We start from the raw sequence: 19,161 nt of genomic DNA on the forward strand, positions 1-19,161 counted from the left end.
TGCAACCGCAAAACGGAAATGTTGCTGCTTAAAGCAAAATCCTCCTTAGCTCAGTTGGTTAGAGCATCTGACTGTTAATCAGAGGGTCCTAGGTTCGAGTCCTAGAGGGGGAGCAAGCAACACTAATTAGATTTAGAATTTCTAAGTAAGCATTAAGGCATATTTTTTCAAAATGGAAATTCCTCCTTAGCTCAGTTGGTTAGAGCATCTGACTGTTAATCAGAGGGTCCTAGGTTCGAGTCCTAGAGGGGGAGCAAAAAGCCATCACTGTAAAGTGATGGCTTTTTTTATGCTTAATTATATTGAAGTATTAAAAAACAGATAAGATTTAAAATACCCTTTAAATTTGATTTCAAAAAAATCCTAAACATATATTTAGCTAGCTATTCGGTATTAGTTTTTTATTTTTGTCATAAAAAAGGAAAAAAATGAAAGATGAAATTTCTTTAATGCCAAAGAGTGATAATGCGGTGTTATTTATTGTAATTTCTGTTGTAATGTTTGTTTTGGCAACAGAATACATTGTTGCAAGAAGAAAAGGTAAAAAAATCTTTAGGTTCGAAAATACCATTGCTAATATTTCTATGGGTATTTTTGATAGAATTGCAGGGGTTTTTATGGTGCCTATTATCTTTTTTTTCTATCATTATTTACATGAGTATTTTGCCATTTTTGAAATTCCACAAACTACTTCGTGGTTTTTAGTAGCTGTTTTAGTTTCTGATATTGTTTGGTATTTTTATCATTTATCAGGACATCGAATTAATCTTTTCTGGGGTTCTCATATTATCCATCATCAGAGTGAGGACTATAATTACAGTGTGGCTTTTAATTTAACGCCATTTCAGGTTTTTATTAGAATTATGTTTTGGTCTATTATGCCTATCATTGGTTTTTCTGCGGAAGTGGTTTTAGGAACTCATGCTGTTTTAGGATTGTATCAGTTTTTATTACATACTCCTTTAATTCCTAAACTTGGAATTATAGAAGAGTTTATGGTTACTCCATCCCATCACAGAGTACATCATGGTAGTAATCCAGAGTATTTAGATAAAAATTATGGAGGGATATTTATTGTTTGGGATCGATTGTTTGGTACGTTTAAGAGAGAAGATGCAGAGGTGAAGTATGGAATTACAATGGATATTAATTCAAGAGATTTTGTTACAGGTGTTTTTCATTATTATGCTAATTTGGTTCACTTAATGAGACAAATGCCTACTGTAGGAGGAAAATTAAAAGTTTTATTTAAAGGGCCAGATTGGGTACCAACTACAGGCGAATTAGAGCATTTGCCGTTGTATGTAGAAAAAGGTTCTTATCAATATAAAACCTATTCTTTGGTAGAAAAAATAAGTATTATAGGTAATATTGTTTTGGTGGCCTTGGTACTGTGTACCATGTCTTATAAAATTACTGAAATTCCTAAGTTTGGTTTAGAGGTAATGACTTTTTATATGTTGGTTACATTAGTGTCTATTGGTAGAATGGTAGAGAAGCAAACAGTAAAATATATAGAGATTTTTAAATATTCTATAGTAATACTATACTTACTTTATACATTTATTTAATTGCTACTGAAAGCTTATATTTGCTTTTAGAATAGCAAAATATGAATGAAAATCTAAATCCTGATAATATAAATTTTTCGAGTGATGAACTTGATGTAGAAAAGAAATTAAGACCACTGTCTTTTGATGATTTTACAGGTCAAGAACAAGCAATAGAAAATCTTAAAATTTTTGTAGAAGCAGCAAATATCCGAGGAGAGGCTTTAGATCATACTTTGTTTCATGGGCCTCCAGGACTAGGGAAAACAACATTGGCTCATATATTGGCTAATGAGTTAAATGCAGGTATAAAAGTTACCTCAGGGCCCGTATTAGATAAGCCTGGAGATTTGGCGGGTTTGTTAACAGGTTTAGATGAGCGTGATGTGTTGTTTATAGATGAAATCCATCGATTAAGTCCTATTGTAGAAGAGTATTTATATTCTGCAATGGAAGATTTTAAGATTGATATTATGATTGAGTCTGGACCCAATGCCAGAACTGTTCAAATTAATTTAGAACCTTTTACTTTAATTGGAGCTACTACTCGTTCAGGTTTATTAACAGCTCCTATGCGAGCTAGATTTGGAATATCTAGTAGATTACAATATTATGATACTGAGTTATTAAGCACCATTGTACAACGTAGTGCGCAAATTTTAAAAGTACCTATTAGTATGGAAGCTGCTATAGAAATAGCAGGAAGAAGTAGAGGGACTCCTCGTATAGCCAATGCGTTATTGCGTAGGGTTAGAGATTTTGCTCAGATTAAAGGAAATGGAACTATTTCTGTAGAAATTGCTAAGTACGGATTAAAAGCTTTAAATGTAGATGCTTTTGGATTGGATGAAATGGATAATAAAATTTTAACCACAATTATTCAAAAATTTAAAGGAGGACCCGTAGGAATTAGTACATTGGCAACTGCTGTAAGTGAAAATGCCGAAACGATTGAAGAAGTTTACGAACCTTTTTTAATTCAACAAGGGTTTATTATTAGAACCCCAAGGGGTAGAGAAGTTACAGATTTAGCCTATAAACATTTAGAAATATCTAAACCTAGAAATCAAGGCGAATTGTTTTAAAGCAAAATCAATATGAAAAAGTGGATTCCTATATTAGAGTGGTTGCCTAAATACAACGTAAAAGAAAATTTAAAAGCGGATGTAATTGGAGGTCTTACAGTAGGAATTGTTTTAATTCCACAAGGAATTGCTTATGCTTTAATTGCAGGCTTACCGCCAATTTATGGTTTGTATACAGCCTTGTTGCCACAGTTGATGTATTTACTTTTTGGAACTTCACAAAGAGTTGCTGTTGGACCAGTAGCGATGGATTCTTTAATTGTAGCAGCGGGAATTTCGGTATTGGCTGTTTCTGGAACTGATGCATACATTACATTAGCTATTTTATTGGCTTTTTGTGTGGGAGTAATTCAGCTGTTATTGGGTTTAGGTAGATTGGGGTTTATCGTTAATTTTTTATCAAAACCTGTGATTAGCGGATTTAGTTCGGCTGCAGCCATTGTGATTGGGATTAATCAAATAAAAAATTTAACTGGAATTCCTGTTGTAAAAAGTAATAGGTTGCAAGAAATTATACAATCTTTAATAAGTCAAATAGAAAAGATTGATATACAAACTTTTATTGTAGGTATAGTTACCGTAACTATTTTGCTAACGATTAAGTGGACAAAGTCTAAAATCCCAGGCCCTTTATTAGTAGTTGTTTTAGGGATTTTAGGGCTCTATTTTTTTCATAATTTATTACCAAATGTTTCAGTTTTAAAAGATATTCCATCAGGATTGCCAACTTTTGAGTTTCCTATCATAACATATAAATTAGTTTTAGAAATTTTACCAATAGCAATGACTTTAGCTATTATTGGTTTTTTAGAAACCATTTCTATAGGGAAGGCTCTGGAAAAAAGTTCGGATAATGTTCTTATTTCTCCTAATAAAGAATTAATTGCTCTGGGGATGATGAATATTTTTGGATCCATGTTTAAGTCTTATCCATCTACGGCAAGTTTTTCTAGATCGGCTGTAAACGAAGATGCAGGATCAAAAACAGGATTTGCAGCGTTGTTTTCTATGTTGGTTATCGTGTCTGTGTTGCTTTTTTTAACTCCATATTTTTATTATTTACCTAAAGCAGTTTTGGCTGGAATTATTATGGTTTCAGTAATAAAACTAATAGATTATAAAGAAGCAATAAGATTATGGGAATTGAACAAGAGTGATTTCTGGATGTTGATTGCTACTTTTTCTGGAACGGTTTTTTTAGGAATTAAAGAAGGAATTATTATAGGGGTTATACTCTCGCTAACCATGTTGATTGCTAGAACTTCTAGACCTCATGTAGCAGTATTGGGGAGAATTCCAAACACTAATATTTTTAGAAATATTAACAGGTTTGAAGAAGTAGAAGTTGATAAAGAGATTTTAATTTTAAGATTTGATGCTCGTGTTTATTTTGCCAATGCCAATTATTTTAGCGAAGTATTGCAAACTAAAGCAAAGCAAAAAGGAGTTGATTTAAAATTAATTTTATTGGATTGTGAATGTATTAATGGCGTAGATAGTACAGCAATTCAAATGATAGATTCTGATATCGATTTTTATAAAGATAAAGGTATAGAAGTTTTCTTTTCTAATGTAAAAGGGCCTGTAAGAGATATGTTAACTAAAAGTGGTATTGTTGATAAATTAGGATCTCAAAAATTCTTTATTAATAACAATGATGCAGTAACATATTTTAAAACCGGAAAATTAGATAGGAATGAAGACTTGACCAATTATATTGGTCAAGCCAACATTTAATATTTTTATGCTTGGTGCATAGGAGATAATAAATCTGTAACTGTTTTTACTGGATTAAAAGTTTCAATAGGAACTTCAATAAAAACTGATAACCAATCAGCCATTCCACCGTTCCATAAACCAGGTAATTCTAATCCTTTAACGGGTCTTCCTCCAATACTTTTATCGGTAACAAAAACAGCATCGTGATCTACAAATTGCGTTAAATCAAATTTGTCTCCTTCAAAGTTTTTAATAGAGCAAACAATATCAACAGGGTTAAAGTGCGTAGACTGATATAAAATTTCTAATTGTTCTTTATTGTTTTTGTCTATTTGAGCTCCTTCTATAATTTGTAAGGTAGATTCAGTGCAGTTTTTCTTTATCCAAAAAGGTCCACCACCGGCATCACCTTGGTTTTTTATCATTCCACAAACTCTAATAGGTCTGTTTAAAAGGCTGAATAAATACTCCTCGTTGCAGTCTTCGTCACTAAGATTAATAAAAAAGTTTTCTATTAAGAAAAAACGAATTTCTTGGATGTTTAATTCGGGAGATTTGTCTTTAATCAGTTTTAAAAACTCATGTATTTTAGCTTGTAAAGACAATAGTTTTCCACCAAGTATTTGTTTGTATTTAATGGTTTCTTCCATGTGGTTTTGGTGGCTAACATTGTCTATGTTTTTAATAAATACAATATCAGCATCCAAATCATTTAAATTCTCAATCAAAGCACCATGTCCACCTGCCCTAAAAACATAGTTTCCATTATCGTCTTTAAAAGGGGTATTGTCATAATTTACCGCAATAGTATCGGTATTTGATTTTTGAATAGAAAAAGAAATGTTAAAAGTGATACCAGAATCTATATAATTAGATTCTATATATTCTTTTACAGAACTTTCAAATTTTTTAAGATAATTAGGACTTACCGTAAAGTGAATATTTACTGTTTGATCTTTACTTACACAATAATGTACACTTTCATCAATTTGTTCTTCTAAAGCTGATTTGTTATCAATGTCGTACTGATGAAATCTAATCAATCCTTTAGGAGTATTTTGATAATTTAAATGCTCACTACTAAGAATAAAATTTAAGAAAGAAAGTTTGTTGGTTAAGTTGTCAAGCTTTTTTATTTGTGGATAAACTTTGTTAAACTCAATAATAATGTCTTTATAAAAAGGAAATTTATGTAAGTTGTTAAAGAAATATTGAGACATAGGGTTGCTGGTTTTTGTGTTGTAAAACTCAGACAATCCTTTAAACATTCTAGATGCTAACCCAGAAGCAGGAATAAATTTATAAATCACCAAATCTTGTTGTTTGATGTTATAGATGTTCATTAATTTACTTCTTTCAATACTTTCAATAGTTTTGATACCATCGTTAATAGTAGCTATTCTGTCTAGTTCTAGTGTTGGTGTTCCTTTAACAAAAGCAATTAATTGTCTTGTTAGTTTTTCACTAGATATTCCTCTTTTATCAATTTCTTCTTTTAGTTTTCTTTCTAGTCTCATGCTGATTGATGGTTAAAAAATACTATTAAGTTCAAAAGCAGTACCTACAACCACTAGTGTTGCCCCTGCATTATGTACTTCATTAATTTTTTGTTGGGTGCTAATTCCACCTCCTACAATAATAGGAATATTTACTGAATTATAGACTGCGTTAACAACAGGTTTTCCTACCGGTAGGTGAGCTCCACTTCCAGCTTCTAAATATACAAGTTGGTGCCCCATGTATTGCCCTGCTAACGCTGTGTCTTTTATCAAGTTTTGATTAGTAGGAGGGATAGGTGTTGTTTTAGAAACTTTAATAGTGCTGGTTTCTTTTTTTCCATCAATTAAAATATAGCTTGTAGGTATAACTTCTAATTTACTTTTTAATAAGAACGGAACTGCTTTTACTTGTTGATGAATTAAATACTCTGGATTGTCGCCAGAAATTAAGTTTAAAAACAACAAGGCATCAGCACAATTGGTTAAGTGTTTGTAATCACCAGGAAAAAGAACAACTGGTTTTGATATGTGTTTCTTTATTTCTTTAGCAATTATTTCTGTTTGATTGTTACAAACAGTACTACCTCCTAAAAACAAATAATCTACAGGAGCATTGTTAATTCTATGGCAAATGTTTTTTACATCAGCTACAGTAACTTTATCAGGGTCTACTAGGACTGCAATTAATTTTTTGTTTTCTTTTTTTGCAGTTTGTAAGGTGTTAAGAAAGTTCATGAGTGGTTGTAGCTATGGCTAAAGAATAATTTTCTATTTGAAAAAAATAAATATCGCAATTTTGTTTTAATTCTGGGGTGTTAATAAAGCCTTTAGCGTTTGTTGGATTGATTTTGTCAATCATCAAATCATTTTTAAAGTTCATTCCACCACAAGGATGAATTTTAAACATGGCTTCTTTTCCTCCCCAAATAAAAGTTAATTGTTTAATGTATTCATCATCACTTAAATCATTTTGAGCTATATCGGTAAAACGATGTTTGATGACTTTAATTTTATCTCTATTTTTTTCGATATCAATTCCTATCATTTCATCAGAAATAACAATGGCAGAAAAATCAAAAGAATGTGTAATAGAAATATTTTGATGATTTTTTAACAGAGGTTTTCCAAACTCATTATAGTATAAATCATCATCGTTTAAATTGATGTGCTTTAATAAATGACGTATGCTTAAAAAACCTTTTTGATGTTGGACTGATTTCATTGTACTTACTCTATCTAGGCTGTTTTTAGCTAAATAGATATTCCTTAAAACATCAATACTCTCACTAATTTTCCAAATGAAAATAGTGGTGGTTGAGTTGATTTGGATTGTTTTAAATAAAGGCATTTATTATAGTAAGGATTTTGTAAATTTGCAGTCTAAAAGCAACAAATATAGTAATATGAGTTTAGAAACAACATACGTTCCTTATAAAGTAAAGGATATCTCATTAGCAGATTGGGGTAGAAAAGAAATCCATTTAGCTGAAGCTGAAATGCCAGGTTTAATGAGTATTCGTGAAGAGTTTAAAGGGCAAAAACCTTTAGCTGGGGCTAGAATTGCCGGATGTTTACACATGACTATTCAAACAGCTGTTTTAATTGAAACATTAGTAGATTTGGGTGCTGAAGTTACTTGGTCATCTTGTAATATTTTTTCTACACAAGATCAAGCTGCTGCTGCAATTGCGGCTGCAGGAATTCCTGTTTATGCTTGGAAAGGTTTAAACGAAGAGGAGTTTGATTGGTGTATTGAACAAACTCTTTTCTTTGGAGAGGATAAAAAACCTTTGAACTTAATTTTAGATGATGGTGGTGATTTAACCAACATGGTTTTAGATAAATACCCAGAATTGGTTCCTGGGATTAAAGGATTGTCAGAAGAAACAACTACAGGAGTTCACCGTTTGGTAGAGCGTGTAAAAGCAGGTACATTACCAATGCCAGCTATTAACGTAAACGATTCTGTAACAAAATCTAAATTTGATAACAAATACGGATGTAAAGAATCAGCGGTAGATGCTATTCGTAGAGCTACTGATGTAATGATGGCAGGTAAAGTTGCTGTAGTTGCAGGTTATGGTGATGTAGGTAAAGGTTCTGCTGCATCTTTACAAGGAGCAGGAGCAAGAGTAATTGTTACAGAAATTGATCCTATTTGTGCATTACAAGCAGCTATGGATGGTTTTGAAGTAAAGAAAATGGACGATGCTATTAAGCGTGCAGATATTGTAATTACTACTACTGGTAACAAAGATATTATTGTAGGACGTCACTTTAAAGCGTTAAAAGACAAAGCAATTGTTTGTAACATTGGTCACTTTGATAATGAAATAGACATGGCTTGGTTAAACGGAAATTACGGTGATACTAAAGTAGAAATTAAACCTCAAGTAGATCAATATACAATTGATGGAAAGGAATTTTTAGTGTTAGCAGAAGGACGTTTGGTAAACTTAGGATGTGCTACAGGTCACCCAAGTTTTGTAATGTCTAACTCTTTTACAAACCAAGTGTTGGCTCAATTAGAGTTGTGGAACAATGCAGATGCTTATGGAAATGATGTTTATACTTTACCAAAACATTTAGATGAAAAAGTAGCTCGTTTGCACTTAGCTAAAATTGGTGTTGAGTTGGATACTTTAACAGAAGATCAAGCAAAATATATTGGAGTAGAGGTAGAAGGACCTTTTAAACCAGAATATTACAGATACTAAACACAAAGTGTTTACAGTTAAAAGCCTCACAATTGTGAGGCTTTTTTTATGTTGATAAATATGTGTCTAGACTTTTTCTTATGATTGTTTAAGGGCGTTCGAGCGAAGTTGAGAACTTGAGTTTTTGAACTAAGATTTACTTGCTGATAGAAATTAATTGATGTTTTGTTCTAGTAATTTCACTCTTGTCATCACATTCATCAAACAAAGTTTCTAGTGTTTTGTTTAGTACTGGGTGATTAAAATCAGAAACAATTTCAATTAAAGGAATCAAAACAAAATTACGCTCATGCATTCTTGGATGTGGAATAGTCAAGTTTTCGGTATTGATTATTTCATCATTAAAAAAAACAATATCAATATCTAAAGGTCTTGCTTGGTAGCCTATGTTCTCAGAAACCCTAGTTCTTCCTAATTCTAGTTCAAAATTCAATAAATGTTTAATGAGTTCATCAGCATTTAAAGATGTTTGTAGGGTTAACGCAATATTAAAAAAATCATCACTTTTAAATCCCCAAGGTGGTGTTTGGTAAACAGAAGATACTTTTAAAATTTTACCCAATGAGGTTATTTTTTTAATAGCATTGTTTAGGTTTTCTAGTTTGTTTCCTAAATTAGTTCCTAATGATAAATGAGCAATGTTCATGAGTGTAAATCTCTTTTGGCAAAGAAATCATTTATATTTGTTTTACTAAAAAAAAATAGAGCATGAATTTTATAAAAAATGTACTGTCATCATTATTAGCTATCTGGATAGCAGTAGTAATTGTTGTTTTAATTGGGGTTGGAGTAGCTGTTTCTGTAAGTAATGATATGGTTAAAGAAGTAAAACCAAATTCTGTATTAGAGATTGATTTGTTGGGAGAAATGAATGATTATAGTCCTTTTGGCTTGGATCCTATTACAGAAATATTAGGATTAAAAGAACAAACCGTTGGATTTAATAATCTTTGTAAAGCGCTAGAAAAAGCAACTTATGATGATAATATCAAAGGAATTAGTTTAAGAAATATTCCTGAAAACATGGGGTTGGCACAGTTAACTGCCATGAGAAAAATGTTAGAAACTTTTAAAAACAAAGGAAAGTTTGTATATGCTTATGATGATTTATATGCTCAAAAAAAATATTATTTAAGTTCGGTTGCAGATTCTGTTTTTATGTCTCCAGTAGGTTATGTAGAGTTAAAAGGATTGCATTCTGAAGTGATGTTTTATAAAGATTTTCAAGAAAAATATGGTGTTAAAATGGAAATCATTAGGCATGGAAAATACAAAAGCGCAGTAGAGCCTTTTATTGCAAATGAAATGAGTGATGCTAACAGAGAGCAAATTGGAGCTTTGATTGATGGGGTTTGGAATGAAGTAGGTACGGCTATACAATCTTCAAGAAATATTGATGTTGAATTTGCGGTTAATAGATATTTAGGTAAATCTGCAAAGTCATCTTTAATCAATCATTTGGTTGATGGATTAATTTATGAAGATGCTTATAATGACATGCTAAAAAATAAATTAGGAGAGGATAAGTTAAGAAAAGTGTCTATAGGGGATTATATGAATAATATGTCTTTATTGAGTTTGATGGAAAGTGAAAAGCAAGTTGCAGTAATTTATGCACAAGGAGAAATCCAATATGGACAAGGAGATATAGATATTATTGGTCAGAAAAAAATGGTTGAAGCTTTAAATAAAGCTGCAAAAGATGATGATGTAAAAGCGATAGTTTTTAGGGTAAATTCTCCTGGAGGTAGCGCTATGGCTTCGGATTTAATTTGGCGAGCAGTAGAGGAAGCAAAAAAAGAAAAGCCATTGGTTGTTTCTATGGGGAATTATGCAGCATCAGGAGGATATTATATTGCTTGTGGAGCTGATAGAATTTTTGCTGAACCAACAACAATTACGGGGTCTATAGGTGTTTTTGGTATGTTGCCTAATGCATCGGAATTGGCTAAAGAAATTGGAGTTAATTCAGAAGTTGTTAGCACTCATAATAACGGAGCTTATTACAGTGTAGTGAAGCCAATTGATGACCGTTTTAAAAGTGTTGTAAAAGAAGGAATTGAAAATATTTATGATGAATTTTTACATCGTGTAGCCTTAGGTAGAAATATGTCTGTAGAAGAAGTTGATGCTGTTGCGCAAGGTAGGGTATGGACAGGAAGTAAAGCAATTGAAGTAGGTTTGGTTGATGAAATAGGAGGCTTAGATGCTGCTATTAGTTATGCTGCTAAAATTGCAGGAGTAACAGATTATACTCTAAAAGAATTACCAAGTTACGAAGTTGATTTTAAGGAAATGTTTAGCTTAAATCCTTTAGCTAAAAGTAATGTAGATGAGTTTTTGTCTCAATACAATTTGCAGTGGTTGGCTAATACTAAAGAATTAATGAAAACGAAAGGAGCTCAAGCAAGAATTCCTTTTGAAATGAATATTGAATAAGTTTAAAAGATAAAATTCTAAGTTCTCGATTCCGTTTGAACACCTTATGGTTGTCAATCGGAATTGAGATTTTTTTAAATAATAAAAACCTTCCCGCTTTCTGCTAATTCAACATTGGTAAACTCGGTTTTTGCTTCTGTTCTAAAATCCTCTAGATTGCTATATCTACTAGAATAATGTCCAAGTATAAGCTTTTGTACATTGGCTTGTTTAGCTATTTTTCCAGCTTCTTTTGCAGTACTGTGTTTGGTCCTTTCTGTTAAACTCTTTTTATCTTCTAAAAAGGTTGATTCGTGGTACAATAATGTAGCGTTTTTAATAATTGGAACAATATCTGGTTTGTATGCAGTATCGCTACAAAATGCATAACTATGAGTATCTTTTGGAGGTAAAGTTAAATCTTTGTTTTCTAAAATAGTTCCATCTTGTTTTACAAAGTCTTTTCCGTTTTTTAAATTGTGATAATCACAAATTTCAATTTCGGGTTCCATGGCAACATTTTCCATATTTAACTTTCTTAAACTTGGCTTTTCTTCAAAAAGAAATCCATTGGTGTAGACTCTGTGGTCTAAAGGAATGGTGGATATTTTTAGTTTTTTATCCTCAAAAATCACTTCACTTTCTTTGCTTTCTAATTCGTGAAACAACAATGGAAATGAAGTCCAAGATTTTGATAATTTAAGTTGAAGGGTAATAATTTCTTTAATTCCTTTAGGGCCGTAAATGTGTAGTTCTGTTCTACGATCTAACAATCCAAAAGTAGAAATTAATCCTACCAAACCAAAAAAATGATCTCCGTGTAAATGTGAAATAAAGATGTGTTTGATTTTTGCAAAGGGAACTTTTTGTTGTCTTAATAAAACTTGGGTTCCTTCTCCGCAATCAATTAAAATATGCCTTTCGTTTATTTTTAAATATTGAGCAGTTGGATGTGCATTAGTTCTTGGGGTGGCCGAGTGACAGCCTAATATGGTGAGTTGAATCCCCATTAAAACCCTAAGTCACGAGTCATTTCATCCATGTCAATAATATCAATGGCTTCTACCAAAGTAGGGACTACATTTAATTCTTCATCAAAAGCATCTGCATCAAAATCTGTAAGAATAACGGCAAAAGACTTTTCGTTTTCGGCTTGAGTTTCTGCAAATCCACTTAAAGATTTTATTTGGCTTTCTGTAGTATCAATACTAGAAACATCAAGAATGATGTTTCTGTTTTTATATTTGGCTAATACTTTTGAAACTTCATCAAAAAAAGTATCAAAATCAGTTTCTGTTTTAAAAAGAGTGTATTTGTCAGAGGTTGTAACTTTCATAAAACCTATTGTTTAATTTGTGATGCTAATAAATAAATACAGGCCATACGGATAGCTACTCCGTTTTCTACCTGATTTAAAATAATGGCTTGGTCAGAATCTGCAACATCAGAAGTAATTTCTACTCCACGGTTTATAGGTCCTGGGTGCATAATGGTAATTTCGGAATCTAAAGAATTTAATAACTTTTTATCAACTCCGTATAATTGTGTGTATTCTCTAGTTGATGGAAAATATTTAATATCCATACGTTCATTTTGTACACGTAACATATTGGCAACATCGGCCCATTCTAAAGCTTTTCTTAAATCGGTTTCTACACCAACACCTAAACTTTCAATGTATTTAGGAATTAAAGTCACTGGTCCGCAAACTTTAACCTCTGCACCTTGTAATTTTAAAGCATAAATATTTGATAAAGCTACACGAGAGTGAAGAATATCTCCTACAATAACAACTTTTTTTCCTGCAACATCTCCTAAGTGTTCTCTAATAGAAAAAGAATCTAACAAGGCTTGTGTTGGGTGTTCGTGAGTTCCATCTCCAGCATTAATTATACGAGTATTTACATGTCTAGCTAAAAATTCATGAGCACCAACATCAGGGTGACGCATAACCACAATATCTACTTTCATAGACAAAATATTGTTAACGGTATCAATTAAAGTTTCTCCTTTTTTTACAGAGGAACCCGAAGCAGAAAAGTTAATTACATCTGCAGATAAACGTTTTTCGGCCAACTCAAAAGAAAGTTTTGTGCGAGTACTGTTTTCAAAAAACAAATTGGCAATGGTAATATCTCTTAAAGAAGGAACTTTTTTAATAGGTCTGTTAATCACTTCTTTAAAATGATCTGCAGTTTCAAAAATTAAATCAATATCTTCTTTAACTAGGTGCTTAATTCCTAATAGGTTTGGAACACTTAAGGTCTTCATCTATTTCTTTTTCTTGTTGGTTATATATACAGCATCCGATAAGGTGTCGTTGCTCCAATTTACTACTACTACTTCTTCGTTAATTACATCTACCGTAGCACCTTTATAATCTGGTTGAATAGGTAGGTGTCTACTAAAACGTCTGTCAATCAATACTAAAAGCTCTACTTCGGCAGGCCTTCCGTATGACTGAATGGCAGTTAAAGCAGCGTTAATGCTTCTTCCAGAAAATAAAACATCATCAATAAAAACTACTTTTTGTCCTTCTACTAAAAAGTTAATTTCGGTAGAATTTGCACTTAAAGGTTCGTCTCTACGTCTAAAATCATCACGGTAAAAAGTAATGTCTAATTTTCCTAGTTTAATGTTTTTAATATGGTAATCATCTCTTAAAATAGAAGCAATTCTCTCAGCAAAATAAGTTCCTCTAGGCTGTAAACCAATTAAAACGGTATTAGAAAAATCACCGTGATTTTCAATTAGCTGGCAAGCCAATCGTTGAAGAATGATTTGAATTTTTTTTGAGTTTAGAAGTATTTTGTCACTCATAAGATCTAAGTAAATTAGTAGTACAAATATAGGTTTTTTGTTGATTAATTTGTTAAAAACATTTAGTTACAAGGGCATGATAATTGAGTAATGTGCTTTATATTTATGTAAGACTAATAGAGTTTGCTCTACTAAAAAGAAAAAGAGGATGATGTCATTATCGAAATTTGAGGAAATGCTTAAAACAAATGATGTGTATTTTTTTGATACAACTGAGTTTGAGGAGATTATCCATTACTATTTAGATGATGGAAATACTTCTATGGCAAAAAAGGCGGTTTTTTTAGCGTTGGAACAACATCCAGATTCTGCAGATATCAAATTGATACAGGCAGAAATTATGGTTTTTGAAGACAAATTAGAAGAAGCAAGACTTTTGTTAGACAACTTAATGGCTATTTACCCATATAATGATGAGGTATACATTCAAATAGCCAACATGCTTTCTAAAGACGACAAGCATAAAGAAGCTATTGATTATTTAATTAGAGCTAAAGAATATACTGATGATTTGGCCGATGTTTCTGCTTTATTGGGAATGGAATATTTGTATTTAGATGATTACGAAAAATCTAGAGAACATTTTTCGGTTTGTTTAGAGTATGATATTGAAGATTACCAGGCTTTATACAATATTATTTATTGTTTTGAAATGGAATCTAGTCATACAGAAGCCATTACTTTTTTAGAAGATTACATCAATAAAAATCCGTACTGCGAAGTGGCTTGGCATCAATTAGGACGTCAGTACTTTGTGTTAAAAGATTATCAAAAAGCTTTAAAAGCATTTGATTATGCTGTGGTTATTGATGAGGCTTTTATTGGTGGATATGTAGAAAAAGCCAAGACTTTAGAAAAGTTAGATAGGTATGATGAGGCTATAGAGAATTATCAAATTACTTTAGAGTTAGATGATCCTACGGCTTTTGCTTATTTACAAATAGGAGAGTGTTACAAAAAGAAAAACAATGCCACTAAGGCAATTTATTATTATAAAAAAGCTTTGCATGAAGATCCTTTATTAGATAAAGGTTGGATGCTGTTGGCAATTGTTTGTAATGAAGAAAAAGCTTATGATAAGGCTTTACATTACTTAAACAAAGCCATTGCTTTGGATGAAACCAATGTAACTTATTGGAGATATAATGGTGAAATTAATTTACGCCTAAAATTCTACGAAGAGGCTGCCGAGGCTTTTGAAAGATGTATTGAATTAGATGATTCAGGAGTTGATGTTTGGATTACTTTGGCAGATATTTGGGTGTTTACGGGTGATTTCTCTAGATCATTAAATACTTTGATTAGAGCAAAAAAACAACATCATAATTTTGCAGAAATAGAATATAGATTAGGATGTTTGTTCTTTATTACCAATCAAACTAAAGAAGCATACTTGCACTTAAAAACAGCATTGAGTTTAGATTACGAATATCATTTGGTAATGCAAGAATTGTATCCAACGGTTTTTGAAGATGCAAAAGTGAAAAGAATGGTTTTAAACTTTTTGGAGAATTAGTATTTAAAATTACATTTGCTCTAAAACACTTTTTAATGAAAAGAACATTTAAGGATTACGCTATTATTTCTTTAAAAGGAATGGCAATGGGGGCTGCAGACGTAGTGCCAGGAGTATCGGGAGGAACCATAGCTTTTATTTCTGGTATATACGAGGAGTTGCTAACAACCATTAGTAATATCAATTTATCATTATTAACTGTTTTAAAACAAGACGGAATTAAAGCGGCTTGGAAAAAAGCAAATGCAAATTTTATATTGGCTTTACTTTTAGGGGTAGCTATTAGCGTAGTTTCCTTAGCAAAAGGAATTTCTTTATTATTGGCTACAAAACCTATTTTGGTTTGGTCTTTCTTTTTTGGTTTGGTTGTGGCAAGTGTAATCTATGTTGGTAAGCAAATAGACAAATGGAGAGTTCAAGAAATAATTGCTTTAGTATTAGCAGGGGCTTTGGCTTACTGTATTACCATTGCAGAACCTATGGTGAGTGATGATGCATCTTCTTTATTTCTGTTTTTAGCAGGAGCATTAGCTATTTGTGCTATGATATTACCTGGGATTTCTGGAGCGTTTATATTAGTATTGCTAGGAGCTTACGAAGCTATTTTAACAGCAGTACATTCAAGAGATATACAAATAATTGCTATTGTTGGTTTAGGTGCTATTGTAGGATTACTAAGTTTTTCAAGAGTATTAAAATGGATGTTTGTTCATTATAAAAACACAACCTTAGCAGGTTTAACAGGTTTTATTTTAGGATCTTTAAATAAAATATGGCCTTGGAAAGAAACCATTACCACAAGAATTAATTCAAAAGGTATTGAGGTACCAGTATTACAAAATAGTATATTGCCAGTTAATTATAATGGCGATGCTCAGTTAACTATTGCATTATTACTAGCTTTGGCTGGTTTTGCATTAATTCTAGGACTAGAAAAGTTGGCTAGTTATAAATCTTAAATATGTTTCCAAAAGGAAGTTTACTTTATAATCTATTACTCTTTTTAAAAGGAATGCTCATGGGGGTAGCCAATAAGGTGCCTGGGGTTTCTGGAGGAGCGGTGGCTTATGTGTTAGATTTCTATAATGAGTTAATTTACTCTTTTCAAAAAATCAATGGAAAAGCTTTTATACTGTTGATTAATGGTCGATTTAAAAGTTTGTACAATTACATTAATGCAAAGTTTTTAATTTTCATTGTTGGAGGAATGGTATTTAGTTATTTTACCGTTTCTAAACTTTTAGATTATTTTTTACAACATAATGAATTACAAGTTTGGTCTTTGTTTTTTGGAATGATTATAGGTTCTAGTATTTACTTAATTAAAAAATACGAAGGCTGGGAATTTAAAAGTTATGTTTCTTTAGCTCTAGGAATTGCAGTTGGTTTTGCCATTACTTTTATTCACCCAAGCGGTGAAAATAACAATCTTTGGTTTGTATTTATTTGTGGGGTTATTGGTGTTTCAGGGATGACCATACCTGGACTTTCCGGTTCATATATCTTAATGTTGTTAGGGAATTATGTTTTTTTATTGGTAGATGCTGTAAATGTTTTAAACGATGTAATAGTTGGAGTATTTACTGGAAATACAGCGGTTCTTTATGATGCTAGTAATCAAAAATATTTAATCATAATAGCCGTATTTACATTAGGGTCTGTTTTTGGTTTGATATTTTTATCGCAAATATTAGCTTTTGTTTTAGACAGATGGGGTAAAATTGTAAATGCCGTTATCATTGGTTTTATTTTAGGTTCTTTAGGAACTGTTTGGCCTTGGAAAGAAAAAATATATGCGCAGCAAAATGGCGTATTTTTAACAGATAATTTTAATCGTAAAATAGTAGTAGGTTTTCATAAGTACTTACCTGATTTCTCAACAGAACAAACTTGGATAGCACTTTTGTTTGTGGTTGTTGGTGTGATGTTAGTACTGGTTGTAGATCGTTTTTCAAAAACAAATTAGTTAATGGATAAGGTGACTTTTGGATTGGTAGGTAAAAATATTTCGTATTCTTTTTCTAGAGGATATTTTGGAGAAAAATTTCAAAAATTAGGTTTAGATAATCATCAATATGTAAATTTTGATTTACAAGAAATATCAGTTTTAGGAGAAATTATAAAGGCTAGAGAAAATGGTTTAAAAGGATTAAATGTAACCATTCCTTATAAACAAGATGTACAACCTTTTTTAAATAGTATAGATGCAGATGCAAAAGAAATAGGAGCTGTAAATACTATAAAATTCAATGATGATGGAACTGTGGTTGGATATAATACAGATGTTTACGGATTTCAGAAAGCATTAGAACCTTTGTTAAAATCACATCACACAAAAGCTTTAATTTTAGGAACAGGTGGGGCTTCTAAAGCAGTAGCTTATGCTTTTCAAAAATTAGGAATTACTTATAAGTTTGTTTCTAGAACAGCTTCGGAAGATAGATGGAGTTACGATCAATTAAATGAACAAATTATAAAAGAATATACTGTTATAGTAAACTGTTCACCTTTGGGAACTTCTCCAGATATTGAATTAAAGCCAGAGATTCCTTATCAATTTTTAAATGCGAATCACTTGTTATTTGATTTAATTTACAATCCATCAGAAACTACTTTTTTACGTTTAGGAAAAGAGCAAGGAGCCACTATTAAAAATGGTTTGGAGATGTTAGAACTACAGGCAGAAAAATCCTGGAGTATTTGGAATAGTTAAAAATCATCTGTTTAAAACAATAACTTGATTATATAACGGAACGCTTTTTGTATTTAAATTATTATCTTAGTTAAGTGTTAATTTAAAAAAATAGAAATCATGAAAAATATTTTAATTGTATTTATACTGGTGATGAGTTCTGCTTTATATGCACAAGAAAATGCTCATTTAGAGACTGATCAAAACAAAAACGCACAAGCAGCATATGAAAAATATGCTAAAATTGCTGATGAATATACTTTACAACAAGGAACAACAGCTCAAGAAACATATGTAGCTATTGATCCTATGGAAGAAAAGAGAATTAGAAAAAAAATACATAAAGACCATAGAGCAATGAGGTCTTTATGGAGGCATGAAGAACGTATGGAAAGAGCAAAAAACACACAATATGTTTTATCTAATCCATATCGTTATTCTTATAATAGTGTGATTGGAAATCCTTTTTACAGAGGTATTGGTTTTGGATATTTTATAGGAAGAAGTAGATTTTAAAAATAATACAGAAACATAAAACAAATAAAAAATGAGAAAAGGATTGTTAATTGCAGTTATGAGTGTAGTTACATTAATAGCTACAACCTCATGTTCTAGAAAAGTAACTAGAATAGATACCAATGAACAAATTGATATTAGTGGTAGATGGAACGATACAGATGCTAGGTTAAGTGCCGAAGCGTTAAGTGCTCAAATCGTCATGGGAGATTGGATTAATGAGTTTATGATTGAAAAAGGAAAAAAACCAGCAGTTATAGTTGGTTTAATTCGTAACAAGTCTCATGAACATATTGATGCGGAGATTTTTACTGTTGAGGTAGAAAAAGCTTTGGTTAAATATCAAAAAGCAAAAGTGGTTCAAGGTGGAGAAATGAGAAATGAACTAAGAGCAGAAAAAGCCGATCAACAAACAAACGCATCAGTATCTACTATGAAAAAGTTTGGTTTAGAAACCGGAGCGGATTTTATGTTGCAAGGGTCTATAAACTCTGTGGTTGATGCCTTAAAAAAACAAAAAGTGGTTTACTACCAAATAGATTTAGAGTTAACCAATATTGAAACAAACGAAAAAGTTTGGTTCGGAGATAAAAAAATCAAGAAATACGTTAAAAATTAGTCTTGATTTT

General features: G+C 31.5%; 19 protein-coding genes and 2 tRNA genes. 13 read left to right on the forward strand and 8 right to left on the reverse strand.

The window, feature by feature from the left end; all coding sequences use genetic code 11:
• The first annotated feature begins 39 nt into the window (after positions 1 to 39).
• From AXE80_RS01970 to AXE80_RS01990, 5 genes are all read left to right on the forward strand, one after another.
• Positions 40 to 113: transfer RNA gene (locus AXE80_RS01970), tRNA-Asn, on the forward strand.
• Between the two features lie 67 nt (positions 114 to 180).
• A tRNA-Asn gene (locus AXE80_RS01975) sits at positions 181 to 254 on the forward strand.
• A 174-nt stretch (positions 255 to 428) separates the two neighbouring features.
• Complete coding sequence (locus AXE80_RS01980; protein ID WP_068824233.1) at positions 429 to 1,571, forward strand: sterol desaturase family protein; 1,143 nt, start codon at positions 429 to 431, stop codon at positions 1,569 to 1,571.
• 41 nt (positions 1,572 to 1,612) lie between these two features.
• Positions 1,613 to 2,635, forward strand: a complete 1,023-nt coding sequence (ruvB, locus tag AXE80_RS01985; protein WP_068824234.1) for a Holliday junction branch migration DNA helicase RuvB — start codon at positions 1,613 to 1,615, stop codon at positions 2,633 to 2,635.
• A 12-nt stretch (positions 2,636 to 2,647) separates the two neighbouring features.
• Complete coding sequence (locus AXE80_RS01990; protein ID WP_206208132.1) at positions 2,648 to 4,372, forward strand: SulP family inorganic anion transporter; 1,725 nt, start codon at positions 2,648 to 2,650, stop codon at positions 4,370 to 4,372.
• Positions 4,373 to 4,377: 5 nt separating this feature from the next.
• Here the strand turns inward: AXE80_RS01990 and AXE80_RS01995 are convergent, their stop codons facing one another.
• From AXE80_RS01995 to AXE80_RS02005, 3 genes are read right to left on the reverse strand one after another with little or no spacing between them, the layout of a single operon-like run.
• Complete coding sequence (locus AXE80_RS01995) at positions 4,378 to 5,871, reverse strand: DUF4301 family protein (RefSeq protein ID WP_068824236.1); 1,494 nt, start codon at positions 5,869 to 5,871, stop codon at positions 4,378 to 4,380.
• Positions 5,872 to 5,883: 12 nt separating this feature from the next.
• The gene (locus AXE80_RS02000; protein ID WP_068824237.1) at positions 5,884 to 6,588 is read right to left on the reverse strand and encodes a phosphoglycerol geranylgeranyltransferase; all 705 of its coding nucleotides are present in this window, start codon (positions 6,586 to 6,588) and stop codon (positions 5,884 to 5,886) included.
• On the reverse strand, positions 6,575 to 7,201 hold the full coding sequence (locus AXE80_RS02005) for a 4'-phosphopantetheinyl transferase family protein (RefSeq protein WP_068824238.1): 627 nt from the start codon (positions 7,199 to 7,201) through the stop codon (positions 6,575 to 6,577). The genes AXE80_RS02000 and AXE80_RS02005 overlap by 14 nt, the downstream gene beginning before the upstream one ends.
• A 55-nt stretch (positions 7,202 to 7,256) precedes the next feature.
• Here AXE80_RS02005 and ahcY point away from each other — a divergent pair, with 55 nt between their 5' ends.
• Positions 7,257 to 8,570: an adenosylhomocysteinase gene (gene ahcY, locus AXE80_RS02010; protein WP_068828590.1), complete on the forward strand. Its 1,314-nt coding sequence runs from the start codon at positions 7,257 to 7,259 to the stop codon at positions 8,568 to 8,570.
• Positions 8,571 to 8,706: 136 nt separating this feature from the next.
• On the opposite strand, the gene folK is transcribed toward ahcY, so the two are convergent.
• Complete coding sequence (gene folK, locus AXE80_RS02015) at positions 8,707 to 9,216, reverse strand: 2-amino-4-hydroxy-6-hydroxymethyldihydropteridine diphosphokinase (RefSeq protein ID WP_068824239.1); 510 nt, start codon at positions 9,214 to 9,216, stop codon at positions 8,707 to 8,709.
• Between the two features lie 62 nt (positions 9,217 to 9,278).
• Between folK and sppA the strand changes: the two genes are divergently transcribed.
• A complete protein-coding gene (gene sppA, locus AXE80_RS02020; protein WP_068824240.1) occupies positions 9,279 to 11,009 on the forward strand; it encodes a signal peptide peptidase SppA in 1,731 nt (576 codons plus the stop codon).
• Positions 11,010 to 11,083: 74 nt separating this feature from the next.
• Here sppA and AXE80_RS02025 read toward each other — a convergent pair whose 3' ends face one another.
• Genes AXE80_RS02025 through pyrR form a run of 4 tightly spaced genes read right to left on the reverse strand, consistent with a single transcriptional unit; the run spans position 11,084 to position 13,808 of the window.
• A complete protein-coding gene (locus AXE80_RS02025; protein WP_206208133.1) occupies positions 11,084 to 11,998 on the reverse strand; it encodes a ribonuclease Z in 915 nt (304 codons plus the stop codon).
• Positions 11,998 to 12,324: a hypothetical protein gene (locus tag AXE80_RS02030; RefSeq protein WP_068824241.1), complete on the reverse strand. Its 327-nt coding sequence runs from the start codon at positions 12,322 to 12,324 to the stop codon at positions 11,998 to 12,000. The genes AXE80_RS02025 and AXE80_RS02030 overlap by 1 nt, the downstream gene beginning before the upstream one ends.
• 5 nt (positions 12,325 to 12,329) lie before the next feature.
• A complete protein-coding gene (locus tag AXE80_RS02035) occupies positions 12,330 to 13,259 on the reverse strand; it encodes an aspartate carbamoyltransferase catalytic subunit (RefSeq protein WP_068824242.1) in 930 nt (309 codons plus the stop codon).
• Positions 13,260 to 13,808, reverse strand: a complete 549-nt coding sequence (gene pyrR / locus AXE80_RS02040) for a bifunctional pyr operon transcriptional regulator/uracil phosphoribosyltransferase PyrR (protein WP_068824243.1) — start codon at positions 13,806 to 13,808, stop codon at positions 13,260 to 13,262. It lies immediately after the preceding gene.
• Between the two features lie 148 nt (positions 13,809 to 13,956).
• Between pyrR and AXE80_RS02045 the strand changes: the two genes are divergently transcribed.
• From AXE80_RS02045 to AXE80_RS02070, 6 genes are all read left to right on the forward strand, one after another.
• Positions 13,957 to 15,324: a tetratricopeptide repeat protein gene (locus AXE80_RS02045; RefSeq protein WP_335673664.1), complete on the forward strand. Its 1,368-nt coding sequence runs from the start codon at positions 13,957 to 13,959 to the stop codon at positions 15,322 to 15,324.
• 35 nt (positions 15,325 to 15,359) lie between these two features.
• A complete protein-coding gene (locus tag AXE80_RS02050; protein ID WP_068824244.1) occupies positions 15,360 to 16,283 on the forward strand; it encodes a polyprenyl-phosphate transporter in 924 nt (307 codons plus the stop codon).
• Positions 16,284 to 16,285: 2 nt separating this feature from the next.
• Positions 16,286 to 17,290, forward strand: coding sequence for a DUF368 domain-containing protein (locus tag AXE80_RS02055; protein WP_068824245.1), 1,005 nt, complete (start codon positions 16,286 to 16,288; stop codon positions 17,288 to 17,290).
• A gap of 3 nt (positions 17,291 to 17,293) precedes the next feature.
• Entirely contained in the window at positions 17,294 to 18,037 is a 744-nt protein-coding gene (locus AXE80_RS02060; protein ID WP_068824246.1) for a shikimate dehydrogenase family protein, read from the forward strand.
• A gap of 99 nt (positions 18,038 to 18,136) precedes the next feature.
• Positions 18,137 to 18,532 carry a hypothetical protein gene (locus AXE80_RS02065; RefSeq protein WP_068824247.1) on the forward strand — a complete coding sequence of 132 codons (396 nt, stop codon included), beginning with the start codon at positions 18,137 to 18,139 and terminating at the stop codon, positions 18,530 to 18,532.
• A 31-nt stretch (positions 18,533 to 18,563) separates the two neighbouring features.
• Positions 18,564 to 19,151 carry a penicillin-binding protein activator LpoB gene (locus AXE80_RS02070; RefSeq protein WP_068824248.1) on the forward strand — a complete coding sequence of 196 codons (588 nt, stop codon included), beginning with the start codon at positions 18,564 to 18,566 and terminating at the stop codon, positions 19,149 to 19,151.
• Positions 19,152 to 19,161: the final 10 nt, after the last annotated feature.

It is taken from the genome of Wenyingzhuangia fucanilytica (assembly GCF_001697185.1).
GTDB lineage: Bacteria > Bacteroidota > Bacteroidia > Flavobacteriales > Flavobacteriaceae > Wenyingzhuangia > Wenyingzhuangia fucanilytica.